At 29.1% G+C, this 16,743-nt stretch carries 16 protein-coding genes; 11 read left to right on the top strand and 5 right to left on the bottom strand.

Annotated elements, in window-relative coordinates; translation table 11 throughout:
• The 11 genes from dapA (at position 1) to ACFDSN_RS02220 (ending at position 12,296) form a co-directional block, all read left to right on the top strand.
• A complete protein-coding gene (dapA, locus tag ACFDSN_RS02170) occupies positions 1-879 on the top strand; it encodes a 4-hydroxy-tetrahydrodipicolinate synthase (RefSeq protein WP_375238184.1) in 879 nt (292 codons plus the stop codon).
• Positions 880-1,797, top strand: coding sequence for an ion channel (locus tag ACFDSN_RS02175; protein ID WP_375238185.1), 918 nt, complete (start codon positions 880-882; stop codon positions 1,795-1,797).
• A 131-nt stretch (positions 1,798-1,928) separates the two neighbouring features.
• Positions 1,929-4,313: a hypothetical protein gene (locus tag ACFDSN_RS02180; protein WP_375238186.1), complete on the top strand. Its 2,385-nt coding sequence runs from the start codon at positions 1,929-1,931 to the stop codon at positions 4,311-4,313.
• The gene (locus ACFDSN_RS02185) at positions 4,313-5,026 is read left to right on the top strand and encodes a hypothetical protein (RefSeq protein ID WP_375238187.1); all 714 of its coding nucleotides are present in this window, start codon (positions 4,313-4,315) and stop codon (positions 5,024-5,026) included. Before ACFDSN_RS02180 ends, ACFDSN_RS02185 begins: the two co-directional genes overlap by 1 nt.
• Before the next feature lie 2 nt (positions 5,027-5,028).
• Positions 5,029-6,285 (top strand): cation:proton antiporter, encoded by a 1,257-nt coding sequence (locus ACFDSN_RS02190; RefSeq protein WP_375238188.1) that lies wholly within the window; start codon positions 5,029-5,031, stop codon positions 6,283-6,285.
• Between the two features lie 178 nt (positions 6,286-6,463).
• The gene (locus ACFDSN_RS02195; RefSeq protein WP_375238189.1) at positions 6,464-7,267 is read left to right on the top strand and encodes an outer membrane protein assembly factor BamD; all 804 of its coding nucleotides are present in this window, start codon (positions 6,464-6,466) and stop codon (positions 7,265-7,267) included.
• A 26-nt stretch (positions 7,268-7,293) separates the two neighbouring features.
• Positions 7,294-7,623: a DNA-directed RNA polymerase subunit omega gene (locus ACFDSN_RS02200; RefSeq protein WP_375238190.1), complete on the top strand. Its 330-nt coding sequence runs from the start codon at positions 7,294-7,296 to the stop codon at positions 7,621-7,623.
• Between the two features lie 5 nt (positions 7,624-7,628).
• A complete protein-coding gene (gene coaBC / locus ACFDSN_RS02205; RefSeq protein WP_375238191.1) occupies positions 7,629-8,837 on the top strand; it encodes a bifunctional phosphopantothenoylcysteine decarboxylase/phosphopantothenate--cysteine ligase CoaBC in 1,209 nt (402 codons plus the stop codon).
• On the top strand, positions 8,830-9,720 hold the full coding sequence (locus ACFDSN_RS02210; RefSeq protein ID WP_375238192.1) for a DUF4835 family protein: 891 nt from the start codon (positions 8,830-8,832) through the stop codon (positions 9,718-9,720). The genes coaBC and ACFDSN_RS02210 overlap by 8 nt, the downstream gene beginning before the upstream one ends.
• 18 nt (positions 9,721-9,738) lie before the next feature.
• Positions 9,739-11,391: a DNA repair protein RecN gene (gene recN, locus ACFDSN_RS02215; RefSeq protein ID WP_375238193.1), complete on the top strand. Its 1,653-nt coding sequence runs from the start codon at positions 9,739-9,741 to the stop codon at positions 11,389-11,391.
• A 77-nt stretch (positions 11,392-11,468) separates the two neighbouring features.
• The gene (locus tag ACFDSN_RS02220; protein ID WP_375238194.1) at positions 11,469-12,296 is read left to right on the top strand and encodes an enoyl-ACP reductase; all 828 of its coding nucleotides are present in this window, start codon (positions 11,469-11,471) and stop codon (positions 12,294-12,296) included.
• 134 nt (positions 12,297-12,430) lie between these two features.
• On the opposite strand, the gene ACFDSN_RS02225 is transcribed toward ACFDSN_RS02220, so the two are convergent.
• From ACFDSN_RS02225 to ACFDSN_RS02245, 5 genes are all read right to left on the bottom strand, one after another.
• Positions 12,431-13,006: an SRPBCC family protein gene (locus tag ACFDSN_RS02225; protein WP_375238195.1), complete on the bottom strand. Its 576-nt coding sequence runs from the start codon at positions 13,004-13,006 to the stop codon at positions 12,431-12,433.
• A 74-nt stretch (positions 13,007-13,080) separates the two neighbouring features.
• Entirely contained in the window at positions 13,081-13,584 is a 504-nt protein-coding gene (locus ACFDSN_RS02230; protein WP_375238196.1) for an SRPBCC family protein, read from the bottom strand.
• 117 nt (positions 13,585-13,701) lie between these two features.
• Positions 13,702-14,574 carry an RNA polymerase sigma factor gene (locus tag ACFDSN_RS02235; protein WP_375238197.1) on the bottom strand — a complete coding sequence of 291 codons (873 nt, stop codon included), beginning with the start codon at positions 14,572-14,574 and terminating at the stop codon, positions 13,702-13,704.
• Between the two features lie 207 nt (positions 14,575-14,781).
• On the bottom strand, positions 14,782-15,252 hold the full coding sequence (locus tag ACFDSN_RS02240; RefSeq protein ID WP_375238198.1) for a hypothetical protein: 471 nt from the start codon (positions 15,250-15,252) through the stop codon (positions 14,782-14,784).
• Positions 15,253-15,466: 214 nt separating this feature from the next.
• Entirely contained in the window at positions 15,467-16,681 is a 1,215-nt protein-coding gene (locus ACFDSN_RS02245; protein WP_375238199.1) for an MFS transporter, read from the bottom strand.
• Between the last annotated feature and the right edge of the window lie 62 nt (positions 16,682-16,743).

Consider the following 16,743-nt stretch of genomic DNA (forward strand, 5'->3'; position numbering starts at 1 on the left):
ATGTCTACAACATTTTTAGGTACAGGAATAGCAATAGTTACGCCTTTTAATGCAGATAAATCTATAGATTATGATGCCTTAAAAAAGATTGTAGATTTTAATATTGAAAATGGCGTAAATTATATTGTGATTTCTGGTACAACTGGCGAAAGTGTAACTGTTTCAGCAGAAGAAAAAAAAGAAATTACCAAGTTTATTATTAAGACTACTAATAATAGAGTTCCATTGGTTTTAGGAATTGGAGGAAATGATACGACTCAAGTTATAAATGAAATTAAAACGACAGATTTCACAGGTTTATCTGGAATTCTTTCTGTAGCGCCATACTATAGTAAGCCTACACAAGAAGGTTTTTATCAGCATTTTAAAGCTGTTTCAGAAATTTGTCCGGTAGATATAATTCTATATAATGTGCCAGGAAGAACCGCTAAAAATATGGAAGTTGATACTACAATTCGTTTAGCAAAAGATTTTAAAAATATAGTTGCTGTTAAAGAAGCAGCTGGGGAAATGTCTCAGTATTACCAGTTATTAAAAAAGAAACCAGCAGATTTTGCTGTAATTTCTGGGGATGATGATTTAGCTTTAGGCGTTACACTTGCTGGCGGATCTGGTGTAATATCTGTAATTGGCCAAGCAATGACTAAAGATTTTTGTTCCATGATACAGTTAGGACTTCAAGGAAATGCAAAAGAAGCTTTTAAGCTGCATTATAATTTAATGGAAATTACAGATTTAATTTTTTCTGAAAATAATCCATCAGGAATAAAAGCAGTTTTAGAAATTTTAGATTTATGTAAAGCTGAGGTAAGATTACCGTTAGTAGAAGCAACTTTAGGTTTGAAAACAAAAATCAACACATTTTTAAAGAACTATTAATTGGGAAAACGTGTAAAAGATCCAGGATTTGGTACATCAGCTTCAAGTTATGCTGGTAGAATGATAAATACAGATGGTTCGTTTAATATAAAACGTATTAATCAGTCGTCACAATTTTTACAGACTTATCATTTTTTAATTAATCAAACTTGGTGGTCTTTTTTTGGACTAGCAGCATTTGTATTCTTCCTAACAAATATTGTTTTTGCTTTTATTTATATAATAATTGGAATAGAACAAATTGCTACACCAAGTAATTCTTTTTTAACCGATTTTAGTAATGCTTTTTTCTTTTCTTCTCAAACATTAACCACTTTAGGTTATGGTGCAATGGCTCCAACGGGTTGGTTAAGTGGATTAATTTCGTCTTTCGAAGCATTTATTGGCTTGGCCATGTTCTCATTCTTAACAGGTTTAATTTATGGACGTTTTTCTAAGCCAAAAGCATCTGTTAGATTTAGTAAGCCAATAATTCTTAGAGATTTTAATCATACCAAAGCTATTATGTTTAGAATTGTTAATAATAGATCTTCTGTAATGATTAAGCCTAAAATTACAGTAACATTAGCATTAACATCTATTAAAAAAGATAAAACACCAAAACGAGATTTTTATAATTTAGATTTAGAAAGAAATAGTATTACGTATTTGCCTTCAACATGGACAATTGTTCATGAAATAGATAAGGAAAGCCCACTTTTTAATATGCCTAATAATGATATAGTAAATCAAAATGGAGAGTTGTTGGTTATGCTAACTTATTACGACGAATCTTTTAATCAAGAAGTACATCAAATGTATTCTTATGTATTAAAAGAGGTGCTATTAGACTATAAATTTCAGCCAGCATATCATTATAATTCTGAAGGCGAAATGGTTCTAGATTATAATAAGTTTGATTTAATTGAAAAACTTTAATTTATTAATATTAAATTTAATACAGAACTAATAAATTAGAGTGTATATTTAATGTGAGTAAAAATTGTTAATTTTCGCTAAATGTAAATTTATAGCTTACAGAAATATATTAAAAATAAAAGCCAAAAATAATGCAAACAGATTTAGATAAAAGCACTACTGATTTGGATTTAGAATCATCTAGTTCTCTGGTTTTTAATTTAGAGTTGTATCTTGATAAATTAGTTAAAGCAGATAAAAGCAATGCTTTATCTTTATTAATTAAATCATCTTTTTTAGAACTATTACTAAGCTATGTTTCTTTGTCTGATAAAGAATACAAGAATTATATTGATAAAACAGATGTTAACATAGATCAAGTATATCTATTACATTATACTTTAATTCCTGGGATTAAAAATTTAATTATTCTACATAGAGATGTGTTGTTGCAGCTACAAATATCTAGACATAAGCTTAGTGAGGATATAGTTGATTTAGAGACTTTTAATACACATTTTGAAGAAAGTAAACTGGTGTTAGAAAATGCAACAATCTCTATTCTTAAAGCTTTAAAAGCAAAAGAACAATTTGTTAAAACAAAATCTAAAGCATATAGAAAAGAATTAAATATAATACAACACCAAGAAAACCCTTGGATAGTTTACAAAGAGCAATTATTAGTTTTAGAAGCTCAATGTATTGATATACTTAAAAAAGATAACGTATTTGAAACTATACAATTAGTTTTTAAAGAGATAAAAAAATATAATTTTGAGACGTTAGATAAGTTTAAAGAGACATCACTAGATTTAATAGAGCGAAACAATCAATTAATATCAAAAATTGAAAACTTAAAAGATGCATCAGAAATTAGCACAATAACAAATTGGATAGATGCTACAATAAAGAGTTATTCAGACTCAAAGTTTAAAATCGAAACTTTTAACTCAGCTATTTCTAGTTTTATTAATAATTTAGAAAAAACCACATTTCCAATAGCTACTCAAGATGGAAATTTATTATTAAAAACAATAGATTTTAATAAATCTGTACAAAAATGGTGTGATTTTGAATTAGTACCTTTTTATATAGATTTGGATGAAAATATTAATAACGTACTCTCTTATTTTAGGCATAACTGGATAAATTTAAAGACAAGCTTATTAGTGGAAAAGTCTAATAACGAAATAACATTTTTAGCAGCACAGGTTAATACATTAAATGCTGTTAAAAAGACTCTAAGGAATAATGAAATTAAAATTAATGATATTATTAGTCCTATAAAAGATAAGTTGCAAAATGAGTTTTTAGAAACAAATATATATAGCGACTCGACTTTTTTAGATGTATCTTTTCAAACATCTTTTTCACAGATGGCAAGCGAAAAAAGTAATTTGTTTTATAAATTAAAAGACGCCTTAAAGAAGTCGTTAGTTAAGCTTACAAAAACATATCAGAATAGTATTATATTTTCTAATGTAAATAATTTAGAAGCTTCTATAGAAACTATAAATTATAGATTATTTAAAGAGGAAAATGCACATTACGACACCTTGTTTTTAAATAAGAATTTTCTTGGGGATTTATTTTTAAGACCAAGAGAATACCAAGATAAAAAGTTAAACACCTCTATTGAGCAATGGAGAAAAGGTTTTAAAAAAGCAGTTTTGGTTACAGGAGATTCTTTAAGTGGTAAATCTACATTTATAAACCATTCCGCTCATAATTATTTTAAAAAAAACACTTTGTATTTACTTCCAAATACAACTCTAACTCTTGGAGGTAATAAGTTTAATACTTCAACAGATTTAAAAACAGCATTATTAGATGTAAAAAAGAGTGTTACTAACACCAATACATTGGTTGTTATTGAAGATTTGGAGCTTTGGAGAGATAAAACTAATAGTTTGTTATCTAATGTTAGAGCCTTAAAAATGTTTTTAGAAACAGTTCCGGAACATATTTTAGTTATTGTTTCTGTATCAAAACTTATGCAATTTCATTTAGATAAAAGAATGCCATTTACAGACTTATTTAGTTCAGAAATAGATGTTAGTAAAGCAACTTTCGATGAGATATTTAAAGCAGTTATGTTGCGTCATAGCGCATCTCATAAGACTATTGTAGGGTTGGACTTGACACCTTTAACTAACCTGCAAATAGAACGTAATGTTAGTAAATTGGCAAAACGATTAGATTATAATATTGGAGAAATTTTACAAGCTTGGACTTTTGGTACCACGTTAACGACCAATAATACAGTTATTTATAATGACTTAGATCTAAAGTTTAAAGACTTTTTTAATAATGAAGAGTTAACTATTTTAAAACAAATAATAAGGTATAGGCAACTTACAGAATTAGAGTTAAAAAACTATGTAGGCGAAACATATGCTGATGGGTTTAATTCAGCTATTAAAAGACTCTTAAACACTAAAGTTATTATTAGAAACACAAATAATTATTTAGTTTTAAATACTGTTTTATATTCAGATATAAAACAATTATTAATTTATAAAGGCACATTAAACTAATGGGGGATTTTCAAAAAATAGATACCTGGCAAGGTCTTTTTCTACTGTTTATATTTTTGGTTTTAATGTATTTTTTATTGAATGCATTAAAATTTGCGTTAGAACGTTTTGGCGCAAAGAATAAAACTAATAAAGCGTTAAGAATTAGTTTGCAAAAATTTAAACTGTTGTTTGTTCCAATAGCTAGTGTTTTATTACTGCTAGATTTTATATCAATAAATTACGTTCCTCATACGTTAATTTTAATTTTGATTTGTGTGTTTTGTTATCCTACTATAAAAAATTATGTTAGTGGAATTGTTTTTAAAATTAACCCATTAACAACATTAAATGCAACTATTAAAATAGGTAATCAAAGAGGTGAAATAAAAAAAATGTTACCATTAGGTTTAGTTGTTAATACTAAAAACGGAGAACAGTTTATTAATTATACAAAAGTAGAAGAAAAAGGATTTTTAATTCATTCTAAAGAAAATAATTTGTTTCGTCAAACACTTTATGTAGAATCAGAATTTGATTCTAATTATATTTTAGATGTATTATTTGATAATCCAATTATTAACTACAAAGAACCACCAATTATAAAAAAACAAGAAAACTCTAAAGTTTTAAAATTGCAATACACATTAGAAAAAGGCGCTAATAATAAAGATATAGTATCTTATTTAAAGACCTTAAATATTACAACTAATTCAAATAAAATCACTAATTAATTATGGACGTATTATCATCATATAACTTAATAATAGAAGTTTCGGTAGTTATTATAGTATCATTTTTGTTTAGTAGTTTATCTAAAAAAACAAATATACCAGCGGTACTTATGCTTATTTTACTTGGAGTGGGTTTAAGATTTTTTCTAGACTATTTGAATGTAACATCAATTAATTTTTTACCACTTTTAGAAGTTTTAGGGATTGTTGGTTTAATAATGATAGTTCTTGAAGCAGCTTTAGAATTAGAATTAAAAAAAGAAAAACTTATACCTATTCTAAAATCTTTTGCCATTGCTATAATAGGCTTAATTGCTTCAGCTTGGGTTGCTGCATTAATATTGTATAATCTTATTCCAGAAATGACTATGCAATCTGCATGGCTTTATGCTACGCCATTATCTATTCTTTCAAGCGCAATAATAATTCCAAGTGTAAGTGGATTAAGTATTGCTAAAAAAGAGTTTCATATTTACGAAAGTACATTTTCAGATATTGTAGGAATAATGATGTTTTACTTTTTAACAGGAAAGTTAAATCCGGCTGAAGATGATGGAGTAGTAGGTTTTGCAGGAAACATTATTCTTACTATAGTAATATCTTTAATAGCAAGTTATGCTATTATATTAATATTTCAAAAGATTAAAAGTCAAGTTAAACTATTTCTTTTGATAGCAGTTTTATTGTTACTGTATGCATTAGGTAAAAAAATGCACCTATCTTCTTTAATTATTATTTTGATTTTTGGTTTAGTTATAGCAAATATGAAGTTGTTTTTTAAAGGAAAGCTTAAACAATTATTAAACTATGAAAAAGCACATCATATTTATCATGAATTACATATAATTACTGCAGAGACAGCATTTGTAGTTAGAACGTTTTTCTTTGTAGTATTTGGGATTACAATTGTTATTTCATCATTATTAAATTTTCAAGTTGCTTTAATTAGCACTTTAATTATTGCGTCTATTTATGCTATTCGCTTTGTAATATTAAGAATATTTGTTGGTAAAGATATTATACCACAATTATTTATAGCGCCAAGAGGCTTAATTACAGTGTTGCTTTTTTATGCAATTCCAGAAGAAGCTAAGATTGCTTCTTTTGAACCAGGGATATTATTATTTGTAATTATTGGTACAAGTTTAATAATGACAGGAGCAATGATTTACGATAAAAAACGTAATTCTAAAGCAATAAACAAAGCCACACAAAATAGTGTAGACAATGTAAAATGGAAAGCGCCAACAATTGAATAGTAGTTACAATTGGATTTAAATATATAATAGTTGTTCTTAATGATTTATAAATATATTAAGGTAAAAGTTAAATAATACTTAATCGTTTATAAAGCTAAGTGTATTGTTATAGTTTAGCGATTAAATTTATTTTTTAAATCCATTATATTAACTTACTTTTGCAACCTGTAAATTTTATATGAAACACTTATTTTACATCTTAATTATATTTATATCACTAAATTCATGTAGTGAGTATCAAAAAGCACTTAAATCTGAAGAAACTTCAGAGAAATTCACTGTTGGTGTAAAAAAATATGAAGAAGGAAAATATAATAAAGCAAATAGACTTTTTCAGCAAATAGTTCCTAATTATAGAGGAAAACCTCAAGCAGAAAAACTAATGTTTTTATATGCTGATACTTTTTTTCAAACCGAAGATTTTTATTCTGCAGGTTATCAGTACGGGCGTTTTGTAACAGCTTATCCTAAAAGTGAAAAAATAGAAGAAGCTGCTTACAAAAGTGCTTTGTCTTATTACAAATTATCTCCTGTTTATTCTAAAAATCAAGAGGAAACATATGAAGCTTTAGAGAAGTTACAATTGTTTGCAAACATTTATCCAGATTCTAAATATTTACCAGAAATTAATTCAATGGTAAAAGAATTGGATTATAAACTTGAGAAAAAAGCTTTTGAAATAGCTAAGCAGTATAATCGTATTGCTCCAGCTATGGGAACTTTTAAAGCCTGTTTAACCTCTTGTAATAACTTCTTGTCAGATTTTCCGGGATCTTCTTTTAAAGAAGAAATAATGTATATTAGATACGCTACAGCAAAAGAGCTTGCTGCTAAAAGTGTAGAGTGGAAAAAAGAGGAGCGTTTAGATGACGCACAAAAATATTTAGAGATTTTAAAAAACACCTTTCCTAATACTCAATTCTTAGATAATTCTGAAAAAGAAGAAAAAGAAGAAAAAGTTATAGCAGAGGAAACAAAATAATAATTAAGTAGCAAAAGTTTAATACTATGGATTTAAAAAAAATCGACGCACCTTTATCAACAATTACTTACGATAGAAATAAGGTTGATGCACAAACAGAAAACATTTACGAAGCTATTTCTGTAATTGCTAAGCGTAGTGAGCAAATTAATTCTGAAATTAAAAAAGAATTAATTGAAAAATTAGAAGAGTTTGCTACCTATAACGATAGTTTAGAAGAAGTTTTTGAAAATAAAGAGCAAATTGAAGTTTCTAAATTTTACGAAAAACTACCAAAAGCACATGCCTTAGCAGTTCAAGAATGGTTAGATAGTAAAATCTATCACAGAAATACAGAAGACGTAACTAAAGACTAATTAATATGTCTATACTAAGTGGCAAAAATATATTACTTGGCGTTACCGCTGGTATTGCTGCTTATAAATCGGCTTCTTTAGTTAGAGAATTTATAAAAGCAGGCGCAACCGTAAAAGTGGTTATGACGCCTGCTTCTAAAGATTTTGTTACACCATTAACATTATCTACACTATCAAAAAATCCTGTAGAATCTCATTTTTACGAAAAGGATAATGACAACGAACTTTGGAATAATCATGTAGAACTTGGTCTTTGGGCAGACTATTTTGTTATTGCACCTGCAACAGCAAATACAATGTCTAAAATGGCTAATGGTGTATGCGATAATTTATTATTAGCAACATATCTTTCTGCAAAATGTCCAGTTTATATTGCGCCTGCAATGGATTTGGATATGTACAAACACCAAAGTACTACCAATACATTTGCAAAATTAAATTCTTTTGGAAATACTATTATTCCAGCTACTTCTGGTGAGTTAGCAAGTGGTTTAGTTGGTCAAGGTCGTATGGCAGAGCCAGAAGATATTGTTGGCTTTATAACAGCTGATATTTTAAGCCAATTACCTTTAAAAGGCCAAAAAGTACTTATAACAGCTGGTCCAACATACGAAGCTATAGATCCTGTACGTTTTATTGGAAATCACTCTAGTGGTAAAATGGGATTCGAGTTAGCAAAGGCTGCTGCTAATTTAGGAGCAGAAGTTATTTTAATTACAGGACCAACAAATTTAAAATTATCTCATAGTTTAATTACAGTTATACATGTGGTTAGTGCTGAAGAGATGTATAAAGCCAGCCATAAAGAGTTTCAGTATGTTAACATTGCTATTGCAGCAGCAGCTGTAGCAGATTATAGACCAAAAGAAATTGCCCTCAATAAAATAAAAAAGAAAGAAAGTACGTTAACTTTAAAGTTAGAAAAAACAAAAGATATTTTAGCATCTTTAGGAAAAATTAAGAAACATCAATTTTTAGTTGGTTTTGCTTTAGAAACTAATAATGAAATAGAGAATGCAAAATCTAAGCTTAAGCGTAAGAATTTAGATTTAATTGTCTTAAATTCGTTAAAAGACAAAGGTGCTGGATTTAAGAGTGCAACAAACAAAGTAACTCTAATTGATAAACTTGATAATATTCAAGAATTTCCATTAAAATCTAAAACTGAGGTTGCTAAAGATATTATTAACGAAATTATTGTTAGAAATGCGTAATTACTTTATTTTATTATTTTTACTATTTGTAACGTTAACTGGCTTCAGTCAAGATTTAAATGCAAAAGTAATTGTAAATGCACAATTAACAGGAGACGAAAACATACAAGTATTTAAGACTTTAGAAAAACAATTAAATGAGTTTGTAAATAATTCCAATTGGTCTAAAAAAGAGGTGAAATCTCAGGAACGTGTAAACTGTAACTTTGTTATAAATATTACAGAATATTCAGGAACTTTTTTTAGTGGAAATTTACAAGTTCAATCGTCAAGACCAGTTTTTGGATCATCATACGCATCATCTTTGTACAATGTAAACGATAAAGATTTTACTTTTGAGTATACAGAGTTTCAAATTATGCAATTTACACCAAATCAATACCAAAACAATTTAGTGTCTGTAATGGCATTTCATATTTATATGATTTTAGGTTTAGATGCAGATTCTTTTTCACCAAATGGTGGAACGCCACATTTTAAGCAAGCACAACAAATTGTAAATTATTCGCAACAAGAAAATTATGCTGGTTGGAAATTATCTGATGGTTTACAAAGTAGGTTTAAATTAATAGACGATTTACTTTCTCCTGCATTTTCTGACTATAGAACTATTGTTTATAATTACCACAGATTAGGTTTAGACTTAATGAACGAAAATGTAAAAGAAGGAAAAACACAAATTGTAAATGCATTGTCTCTTTTTAATTCCATTGCTAGTAAAAGACCAAACGCTTATGTTACACGTGTTTTTTTTGACACAAAAGCAGATGAGATAGAAAAACTATTTACAGATGGACCTTCGGTAAATGTCGATAGGTTATTGACCGTTTTAAACAGAATTGCTCCAATGTATTCTGCCAAATGGCGAAATTTAAAATTCTAATAAAATATCTAGTATTTAATGCTACAAGCTTTAACAATTAAAAATTATGCTTTAATTGAAGCGCTTAATGTTGATTTCTCTTCTGGATTCACAACAATTACTGGTGAAACTGGAGCAGGTAAATCTATTTTATTAGGTGCATTATCTCTTGTTTTAGGTAAAAGAGCAGATTTATCTAGTTTAAGGTCTAAAGATAGCAAGTGTGTTATAGAAGCTACTTTTAATATAGAAAACTATAAGTTAAAATCGTTTTTTAAAGCTGAAGATCTAGATTATGAATCACAAACAATTATTAGAAGAGAAATTCTACCTTCAGGAAAAAGTCGTGCGTTTGTAAACGATTCACCTGTAAATTTATCAAGCCTTCAAGAATTAGGGAAACATTTAATAGATATTCATTCTCAAAATGAAACACGCCAAGTTGTAGATGAGAGTTTTCAGTTTCAAATAATAGATGCTCTAGCAAAAAACGATAAATTAAGGCTTCAATATAATTCAGAGTTAAAATCTTACAAAGAATTAAAAAGACAATTAAAAACACTTCAAATAGAGCAAAATGAAGCCATAAAGGCTTACGACTATAATTTATTTTTATTAAATGAATTAAAGGAAGCAAAATTAGAAACTCTTAATATACAAGATTTAGAAGCAGAATACGAAACCTTAAATAATGTAGAAGCTATTCTTGAAAAAGCGCAAGAAGTAGATGCTTTAATTCAAGACGAAAACCTAGGGATTCAGTCTAATTTGGTACAATTAAAAACAATAGTATCTAAACTAAGTCAATTGTCACAAAATTACGCATCAATTTCGGAACGTGTAGAAAGTGTCTTTTTAGAATTTGATGATGTTGTTTCTGAGTTAGAAACTTTAAAAGAAAATTTAGAAGTAAGTCCAGAACGTTTAGAGATTGTAAATAATCATTTAACGGTTTTAAACAACTTATTTCAAAAACATACTGTAAATTCTGTAGAAAGTTTAATTTCTATAAGAGAAGATTTAGATCAAAAAGTAATTACTACAGAAGGATTAGATAATGCAATAAAAACATGTCAAATAGAGATTAATAACATTTCAAATTCATTAAAAACTTTAGGTTTAGAAATTAGAACGAGTAGAGAAGTTGCAATACCAATTTTAACTAAAAAGTTAGAACGATTATTATCCGGTTTAGGAATGCCAAATGCAACGTTTAAAATATCGGTTTCAGAAAGCGATACATTTCATAAAAATGGAACAGATAACTTAGCTTTCTTATTTTCTGCTAACAAAGGAATGGATTATAATGAGCTTAAAAAAGCTGCTTCTGGAGGAGAATTAAGTAGAATTATGTTATCAATTAAAGCAATTCTTTCTCAATACATAAAACTACCAACCATTATGTTTGATGAGATTGATACTGGTGTTTCTGGAGAAATAGCTCATAGAATGGGAGATATTATGTCTAAAATGAGTATAAACATGCAAGTATTTAGTATAACGCATTTGCCGCAAATTGCCTCTAAAGGTGTTATGCATTATAAAGTATATAAAGAAACGGTAAATAATACTACACTTACTAATTTAGTAGCTTTAGATAAAGATCAACGTATAAAAGAAATTGCTTTAATGCTTGGTGGTACAGAATTACACGACTCTGCAATTGCACATGCAAAGCAGTTATTACAATAGTTTTGTATTACAATTATCTATTTAACACTATATTTGTATAACAATTAAAAAAGACCAAACATTTAAAACATATAACAATGTCTTATAACTTACTAAAAGGGAAAAAAGGAATTATTTTTGGAGCACTAGATCCAAATTCAATCGCTTGGAAAACGGCAGAACGTGTTCATGAAGAAGGTGGAGAATTTGTATTAACAAATGCACCAATTGCTATGCGTATGGGACAAATTGATGCTTTAGCAGAAAAAACTGGTTCTCAAATTATACCTGCAGATGCAACGTCTATAGAAGATTTAGAAAACTTAGTCGCTAAATCTATGGAGATTTTAGGTGGAAAAATTGATTTTGTATTGCATTCTATTGGTATGTCTGTAAACGTTAGAAAAGGTAGAGCTTATACAGATCAAAAATACGATTGGACACAAAAAGGAACAGATGTTTCGGCCATGTCTTTTCATAAAGTAATGCAAACATTATATAAAAACGATGCAATGAACGAGTGGGGAAGTATTGTAGCTTTATCTTATATGGCTGCACAACGTGTTTTTCCAGATTATAATGATATGGCAGATAACAAAGCCTATTTAGAAAGTATTGCACGTAGTTTTGGTTTCTTTTTTGGAAGAGATAAAAATGTAAGAGTAAATACTATTTCTCAGTCTCCAACACCAACTACAGCTGGACAAGGTGTTAAAGGATTTGATGGTTTTATAGCTTATGCAGATAAAATGAGTCCTTTAGGAAACGCTACTGCTTTAGATTGTGCAAACTATACTATTTCTATGTTTAGTGATTTAACAAAGCGCGTAACGCTTCAAAATCTTTATAACGATGGAGGATTTAGCAATATGGGCGTAAGTGACCAAGTTATGGATGCTTTTGTTGAGTCTCAAGAGAATAAATAAGAATTTATTTTTATACTTAAGAAAAAACCGAAGTGAAAGCTTCGGTTTTTTTGTTAATATCAATTTTGAACGGTCTAGTGTATGAGCAGTAGCGGATTCTTAGCAACTACTTTTCAGATAGCAATATACTTTATTTAAACGAAAAAACGGTTCGAGTTATCACTCAAACCGCTATTGCTTATACACATTATTAGGCACTGCCTTTTATGAATCTTTAGCCATTTTTCTGTCATTTCTTCTAGAGAACTTAGCATAAAGGCTTGAAATTGTTCTTCAGTCATTTGTGGATTTTTCATAAACTCATCGTAATTTGACCACCAAACAAGTATGCATTTTCCATAGCCAAGGTCAACTACTTGCATAAAGTTAGTCATTCCTTTTACTGGTGCTCCCTCAAGTAAGGCATATGAAAAGCTACGTGATGATTCATCATAAGCAACAATTTTTTCTTTGAAGTATCCTTTCCCATCTGGTGTGTGACAAATTCTTTCTCCTCCAACTCCCATATTGCCATTCCAATCAACCTTTGCAATTGCAGAGGAATACTTATGTACTTGGTCTAGTTTCCTAACTGTCTTCCACAGTTCATCTGCAGACTTATTTACTACCTTGCTAAATTGAACTTTTGGCTCAGCCATAGTTTGGGCAGATGCCAAATTTGCACTTAATAAAAGGACTAACGTGCTTAATAATAGATTTTTAATTTTCATTGTTTGTAATTTTTAATTGTTAATGATTTTTATAATTTACCTTTTGATACTGTATTAATTGATGTGTTACAGAATTAGGCTACTTTCTTTTTGTTTTTTGCCAATTCTTTTTGTTTGTATACGCTTGGGCTACCAGTTTCAACGTATATTTTTAGGTCTTCAATAACGCCTGCTACCGTTTTATTAAGTTGCATTTTCATCATTGGCCCCATAATAGCACCTTTAAAGCCTTTGGTTTCCATTTTCAGGTGCATACTTACGAGCGTATTGTTTCCCTTTCTTTCCAAAGACCAAGTATTAATAGCGGAAGTGATAAAACCGGGAAAGCCTTTGACGACCTCATAAGTCAATACATAATTTTTTGAGTCGAATTTTTTGACGTCTTCCTGAATTGTTCCAAATCCAGGTACTTCACAAGTTCGATTGCTACATTCTAATCCATCAAATTTTGGTTTTCCAAAACCTTTTGAATGTGTTAAACCTCTTGCCCATATATAGGCAGTTGTAAATTGATTTCCCAACACTTCCCATACCTCTTGGATAGGACGATTGATTATGGTTTCTTTTTTTATCTCCATTTTGTATAAATTTTTAATTCACCCTTTTGATACAGAAAACTCTCTAGTGTTACAAAACAGAAAACAAAAAGCCCGTAATTTTCATAATCACGGGCTTGTTTATAAGTATTGGTAATACTAGTTTAGCTCAAAAAAATCTAGTAATTCATTACTCCCAATAATTTCCTCAACAATGGTTTCTTTAGAAAAATCATCCTTCGCTGGAATATCTCGAAGTAACTCTAAATGCTTTTTATCTACAATATCAGCAACCAATTCACTGTTTTGAAAAGCATAGTCCGCTACTTTGGTTTTGTAACCTACATTGAAAAATTGTTGGTCTTCAGTGAGATGACCATTTTTGTGCATAGTTTTTGCCTTTTTGCCACATCTGCAAGGATTTTTAGGGTTCATCAGTCCACATTTTTGTTGCATAAAGTTGATTAACTCCTTTCTTGCTCTATGAAGCTTTACTCTATAATTACCTTTTGTCATTCCGAATATTTCAGAGCCTAAATTGTGGTCGACTCCGAACGTTTCTCCTACAATAAATAAAAGCCTTTGCTCCCTAGTAAGACACATTATCATACCTGATAGACAACGATATCTAAGCTCCTTTGCCAATTCCTCGTATTCCTTTTCTTCACTTTCGTCTAAGGTTGCATTTTCAATAGAGTCAAGTCGTTTTCCTTGATTTTCAAAATCCGTGAATTGTTTGTCTCCTTTTCGTCTTTTGGATAACAAAAATTCGTTAAATACAATGCGATACAGCCAAGTTCGAAACTGGCTCTCGAATTTAAATTGTGATAGTTTGGTAATTACCTTGATAAGTGCTTCCTGAGTTAAGTCTTCTGCGTCTTGTGGGTCAAAGGTGAATTTCCAAGCCACATTAAAAATATAAGGTCTGTGAATTTTTACGAGCTTATTCAATGCATCTTTGTTACCATCCAAAGAGGATTTCAATAGTTCTATATTTTTTTCCTCTGAATATTTATCTCCAAGTTGATTCATTTGATGTTTTTTCTTGTTAGATACAAGAATTGGATAGGTGTTACAAAGTTTGTTTTAAGGTTGTGCCTAACGTTTATGTATAAGAATAGTTGCGGGTTTGTATGCGAGGATTTTCCGAAGGAAAATCAGACGTTACAAACACGCAACGACCTTTGATTAAGTACTAAACCGCAATTATTTTTATACGGTGTTGTGCATAGTGTTTTTTCAGTTTTCAATTCCAATGTCATTTATTTCGTTCCGCTTTACAGTCCGTTTTATTATAAGGAATGGTATTAATATTCCAATTCCGATTGTTAATGTTGAGTATAAAAAAAATGGCTCAGTTATTAAATATTGAGGTATTAATGGATTAGTTGGTTTTCCAATAAAAGTCAATAAGTAAAGTCCGATTGCAATTGTTATTAAAACACAAAGTACGATATATAAAATATCCTTTATTAATTCCGCTGTTTTAAATTCATTCCGCTTCGAATTAAATAACATTCCGAAAATAGGAATCGAAGAAATGGCTAAATAGTCAAGATTATTAAAGGAAAGTCCGAAAAAATATCCAGTAATTTTTTGTAGAGAATCATTAAATCCAAAAGGATTAATTATTCCAAGAAAAAATAACAAAAAAATCAAAGCAGAAATTCCGCAAATCACATATTTTATATTATTCGGTATTTTATTCAATTCAGTTCGGTTTTTGAGGGTCGGCTTACATTATGCACAACGTTTAGTATAAGAAACGTAGGGCAGTTAAAAAGCACTTTCGTTTCGATTTATTACTTAGCTAAATATAAATATTTTGCTTTTATCTTTTATTTTATAAACGCCAAATTTTATATTTAGCGGACTTTGTTAATAATTACGGACCTTTCGGTTTAGCACAAATACCCTATGTTTTTTATACATTGTTGTAGGTAGTTTTTTTATTCCACCATACATATCCAATCAGTCCAATTCCAACAAATGTCATTGCAACAATTCCGAATTTCAGTCCTAACATTGGATTGTCATAAAATCTATCGTTAAACAATCCAAAAATCACAGAAAATAATCTTGTCGGTATAAATGCTAGGCTTATCAGTATTGCTAAATATTTAGGGTTTGAATATTTTGTCAATATCGAATGAATTATTGGTGCAATAAGAATTTCCGAAATTCCAAGAAAAAGTAGGGAAACCAAATAAATAACTGTTTGTTTGTCGGTTGGAATCTCTGGAATTAAAAACAATATTCCAAATGATATTACTCCAAAAATGAAACCAAGCATTAATTTAAAAAATTGAGAGCTATAAAAATATGTCCATAATATAATTGCGGTTATACTAATTGGTAAAATAAAAATAGCATTGACAGATTGCCATAAATGTTTTGGAATACCTAAAGTTGATATTTCGCTGAATTGCAATTGTAAATCAAAAATTCGAATGTTTGATATTTCGTAAATGCTCCAAAATAGTCCAACAACAAGAAATGCAATTAAAATATTTAATACTCTTTTGCTGATCGAAAATTTACTTTTGTCAATTTCTTTTAATGTTTTTTCTTTTGAAATAATTATAGGAACTATTGACAATAACATTAGTATTCCAGATATAACAAATCCAATATTGTAGCCATATGTTTCTCCTAAATATCCAATTAGTAAAATTCCGAGAAATGAACCTAAATTTATTGCAAGATAAAATATCGTAAATCCTGAATCTAGCAGTTTGGTTTTGTTTAAATATAATTTCCCGAAATTTGAAATGATATTAGGCGTAAAAAATCCGCTACCTAAAACAACAAGAAACAGCCCTAAATAAAGTCCAGTTGTCGAAGGTATACACAAACTAAAAGCTCCGATTGCTTGAATAATTCCACCAATAATTACGGATTTTCTATTTCCAATAAGTAAGTCTCCAAGTACAGCTCCAATGATTCGACTAAATACTAATAAACCCGTAACCCAACCATAAATAATTAACGCTTCACTTCTTTCCATTTTCATTGTTTCTCCAACCATATAAAGAACAATAAGAGCTCGAAGACCATAATAAGATGCTCTTTCAAGCATTCTTGATAAACTGTAGTAAAATGTTTCTTTTGTGTGTTTCTGATTTTGAATTTTTTCCATTCAGTTTATTGGGTTGGTAAATTACCTACAACGTGTTATATAACAACTTTTATCACCGATAT

The organism is Aurantibacter sp. (genome assembly GCF_042094015.1).
GTDB lineage: Bacteria > Bacteroidota > Bacteroidia > Flavobacteriales > Flavobacteriaceae > Aurantibacter.

What these genes read in the sequence shown, in the direction of transcription:
- ACFDSN_RS02245 (WP_375238199.1), bottom strand. Translation starts at nt 16,681, where the DNA reads ATGGAAAAAATTCAAAATCAGAAACACACAAAAGAAACATTTTACTAC.
- ACFDSN_RS02180 (WP_375238186.1), top strand. Translation starts at nt 1,929, where the DNA reads ATGCAAACAGATTTAGATAAAAGCACTACTGATTTGGATTTAGAATCA.
- coaBC (WP_375238191.1), top strand. Translation starts at nt 7,629, where the DNA reads ATGTCTATACTAAGTGGCAAAAATATATTACTTGGCGTTACCGCTGGT.
- ACFDSN_RS02190 (WP_375238188.1), top strand. Translation starts at nt 5,029, where the DNA reads ATGGACGTATTATCATCATATAACTTAATAATAGAAGTTTCGGTAGTT.
- ACFDSN_RS02210 (WP_375238192.1), top strand. Translation starts at nt 8,830, where the DNA reads ATGCGTAATTACTTTATTTTATTATTTTTACTATTTGTAACGTTAACT.
- ACFDSN_RS02235 (WP_375238197.1), bottom strand. Translation starts at nt 14,574, where the DNA reads ATGAATCAACTTGGAGATAAATATTCAGAGGAAAAAAATATAGAACTA.
- ACFDSN_RS02230 (WP_375238196.1), bottom strand. Translation starts at nt 13,584, where the DNA reads ATGGAGATAAAAAAAGAAACCATAATCAATCGTCCTATCCAAGAGGTA.
- ACFDSN_RS02200 (WP_375238190.1), top strand. Translation starts at nt 7,294, where the DNA reads ATGGATTTAAAAAAAATCGACGCACCTTTATCAACAATTACTTACGAT.
- ACFDSN_RS02225 (WP_375238195.1), bottom strand. Translation starts at nt 13,006, where the DNA reads ATGAAAATTAAAAATCTATTATTAAGCACGTTAGTCCTTTTATTAAGT.
- ACFDSN_RS02185 (WP_375238187.1), top strand. Translation starts at nt 4,313, where the DNA reads ATGGGGGATTTTCAAAAAATAGATACCTGGCAAGGTCTTTTTCTACTG.
- ACFDSN_RS02220 (WP_375238194.1), top strand. Translation starts at nt 11,469, where the DNA reads ATGTCTTATAACTTACTAAAAGGGAAAAAAGGAATTATTTTTGGAGCA.
- recN (WP_375238193.1), top strand. Translation starts at nt 9,739, where the DNA reads ATGCTACAAGCTTTAACAATTAAAAATTATGCTTTAATTGAAGCGCTT.
- ACFDSN_RS02195 (WP_375238189.1), top strand. Translation starts at nt 6,464, where the DNA reads ATGAAACACTTATTTTACATCTTAATTATATTTATATCACTAAATTCA.
- dapA (WP_375238184.1), top strand. Translation starts at nt 1, where the DNA reads ATGTCTACAACATTTTTAGGTACAGGAATAGCAATAGTTACGCCTTTT.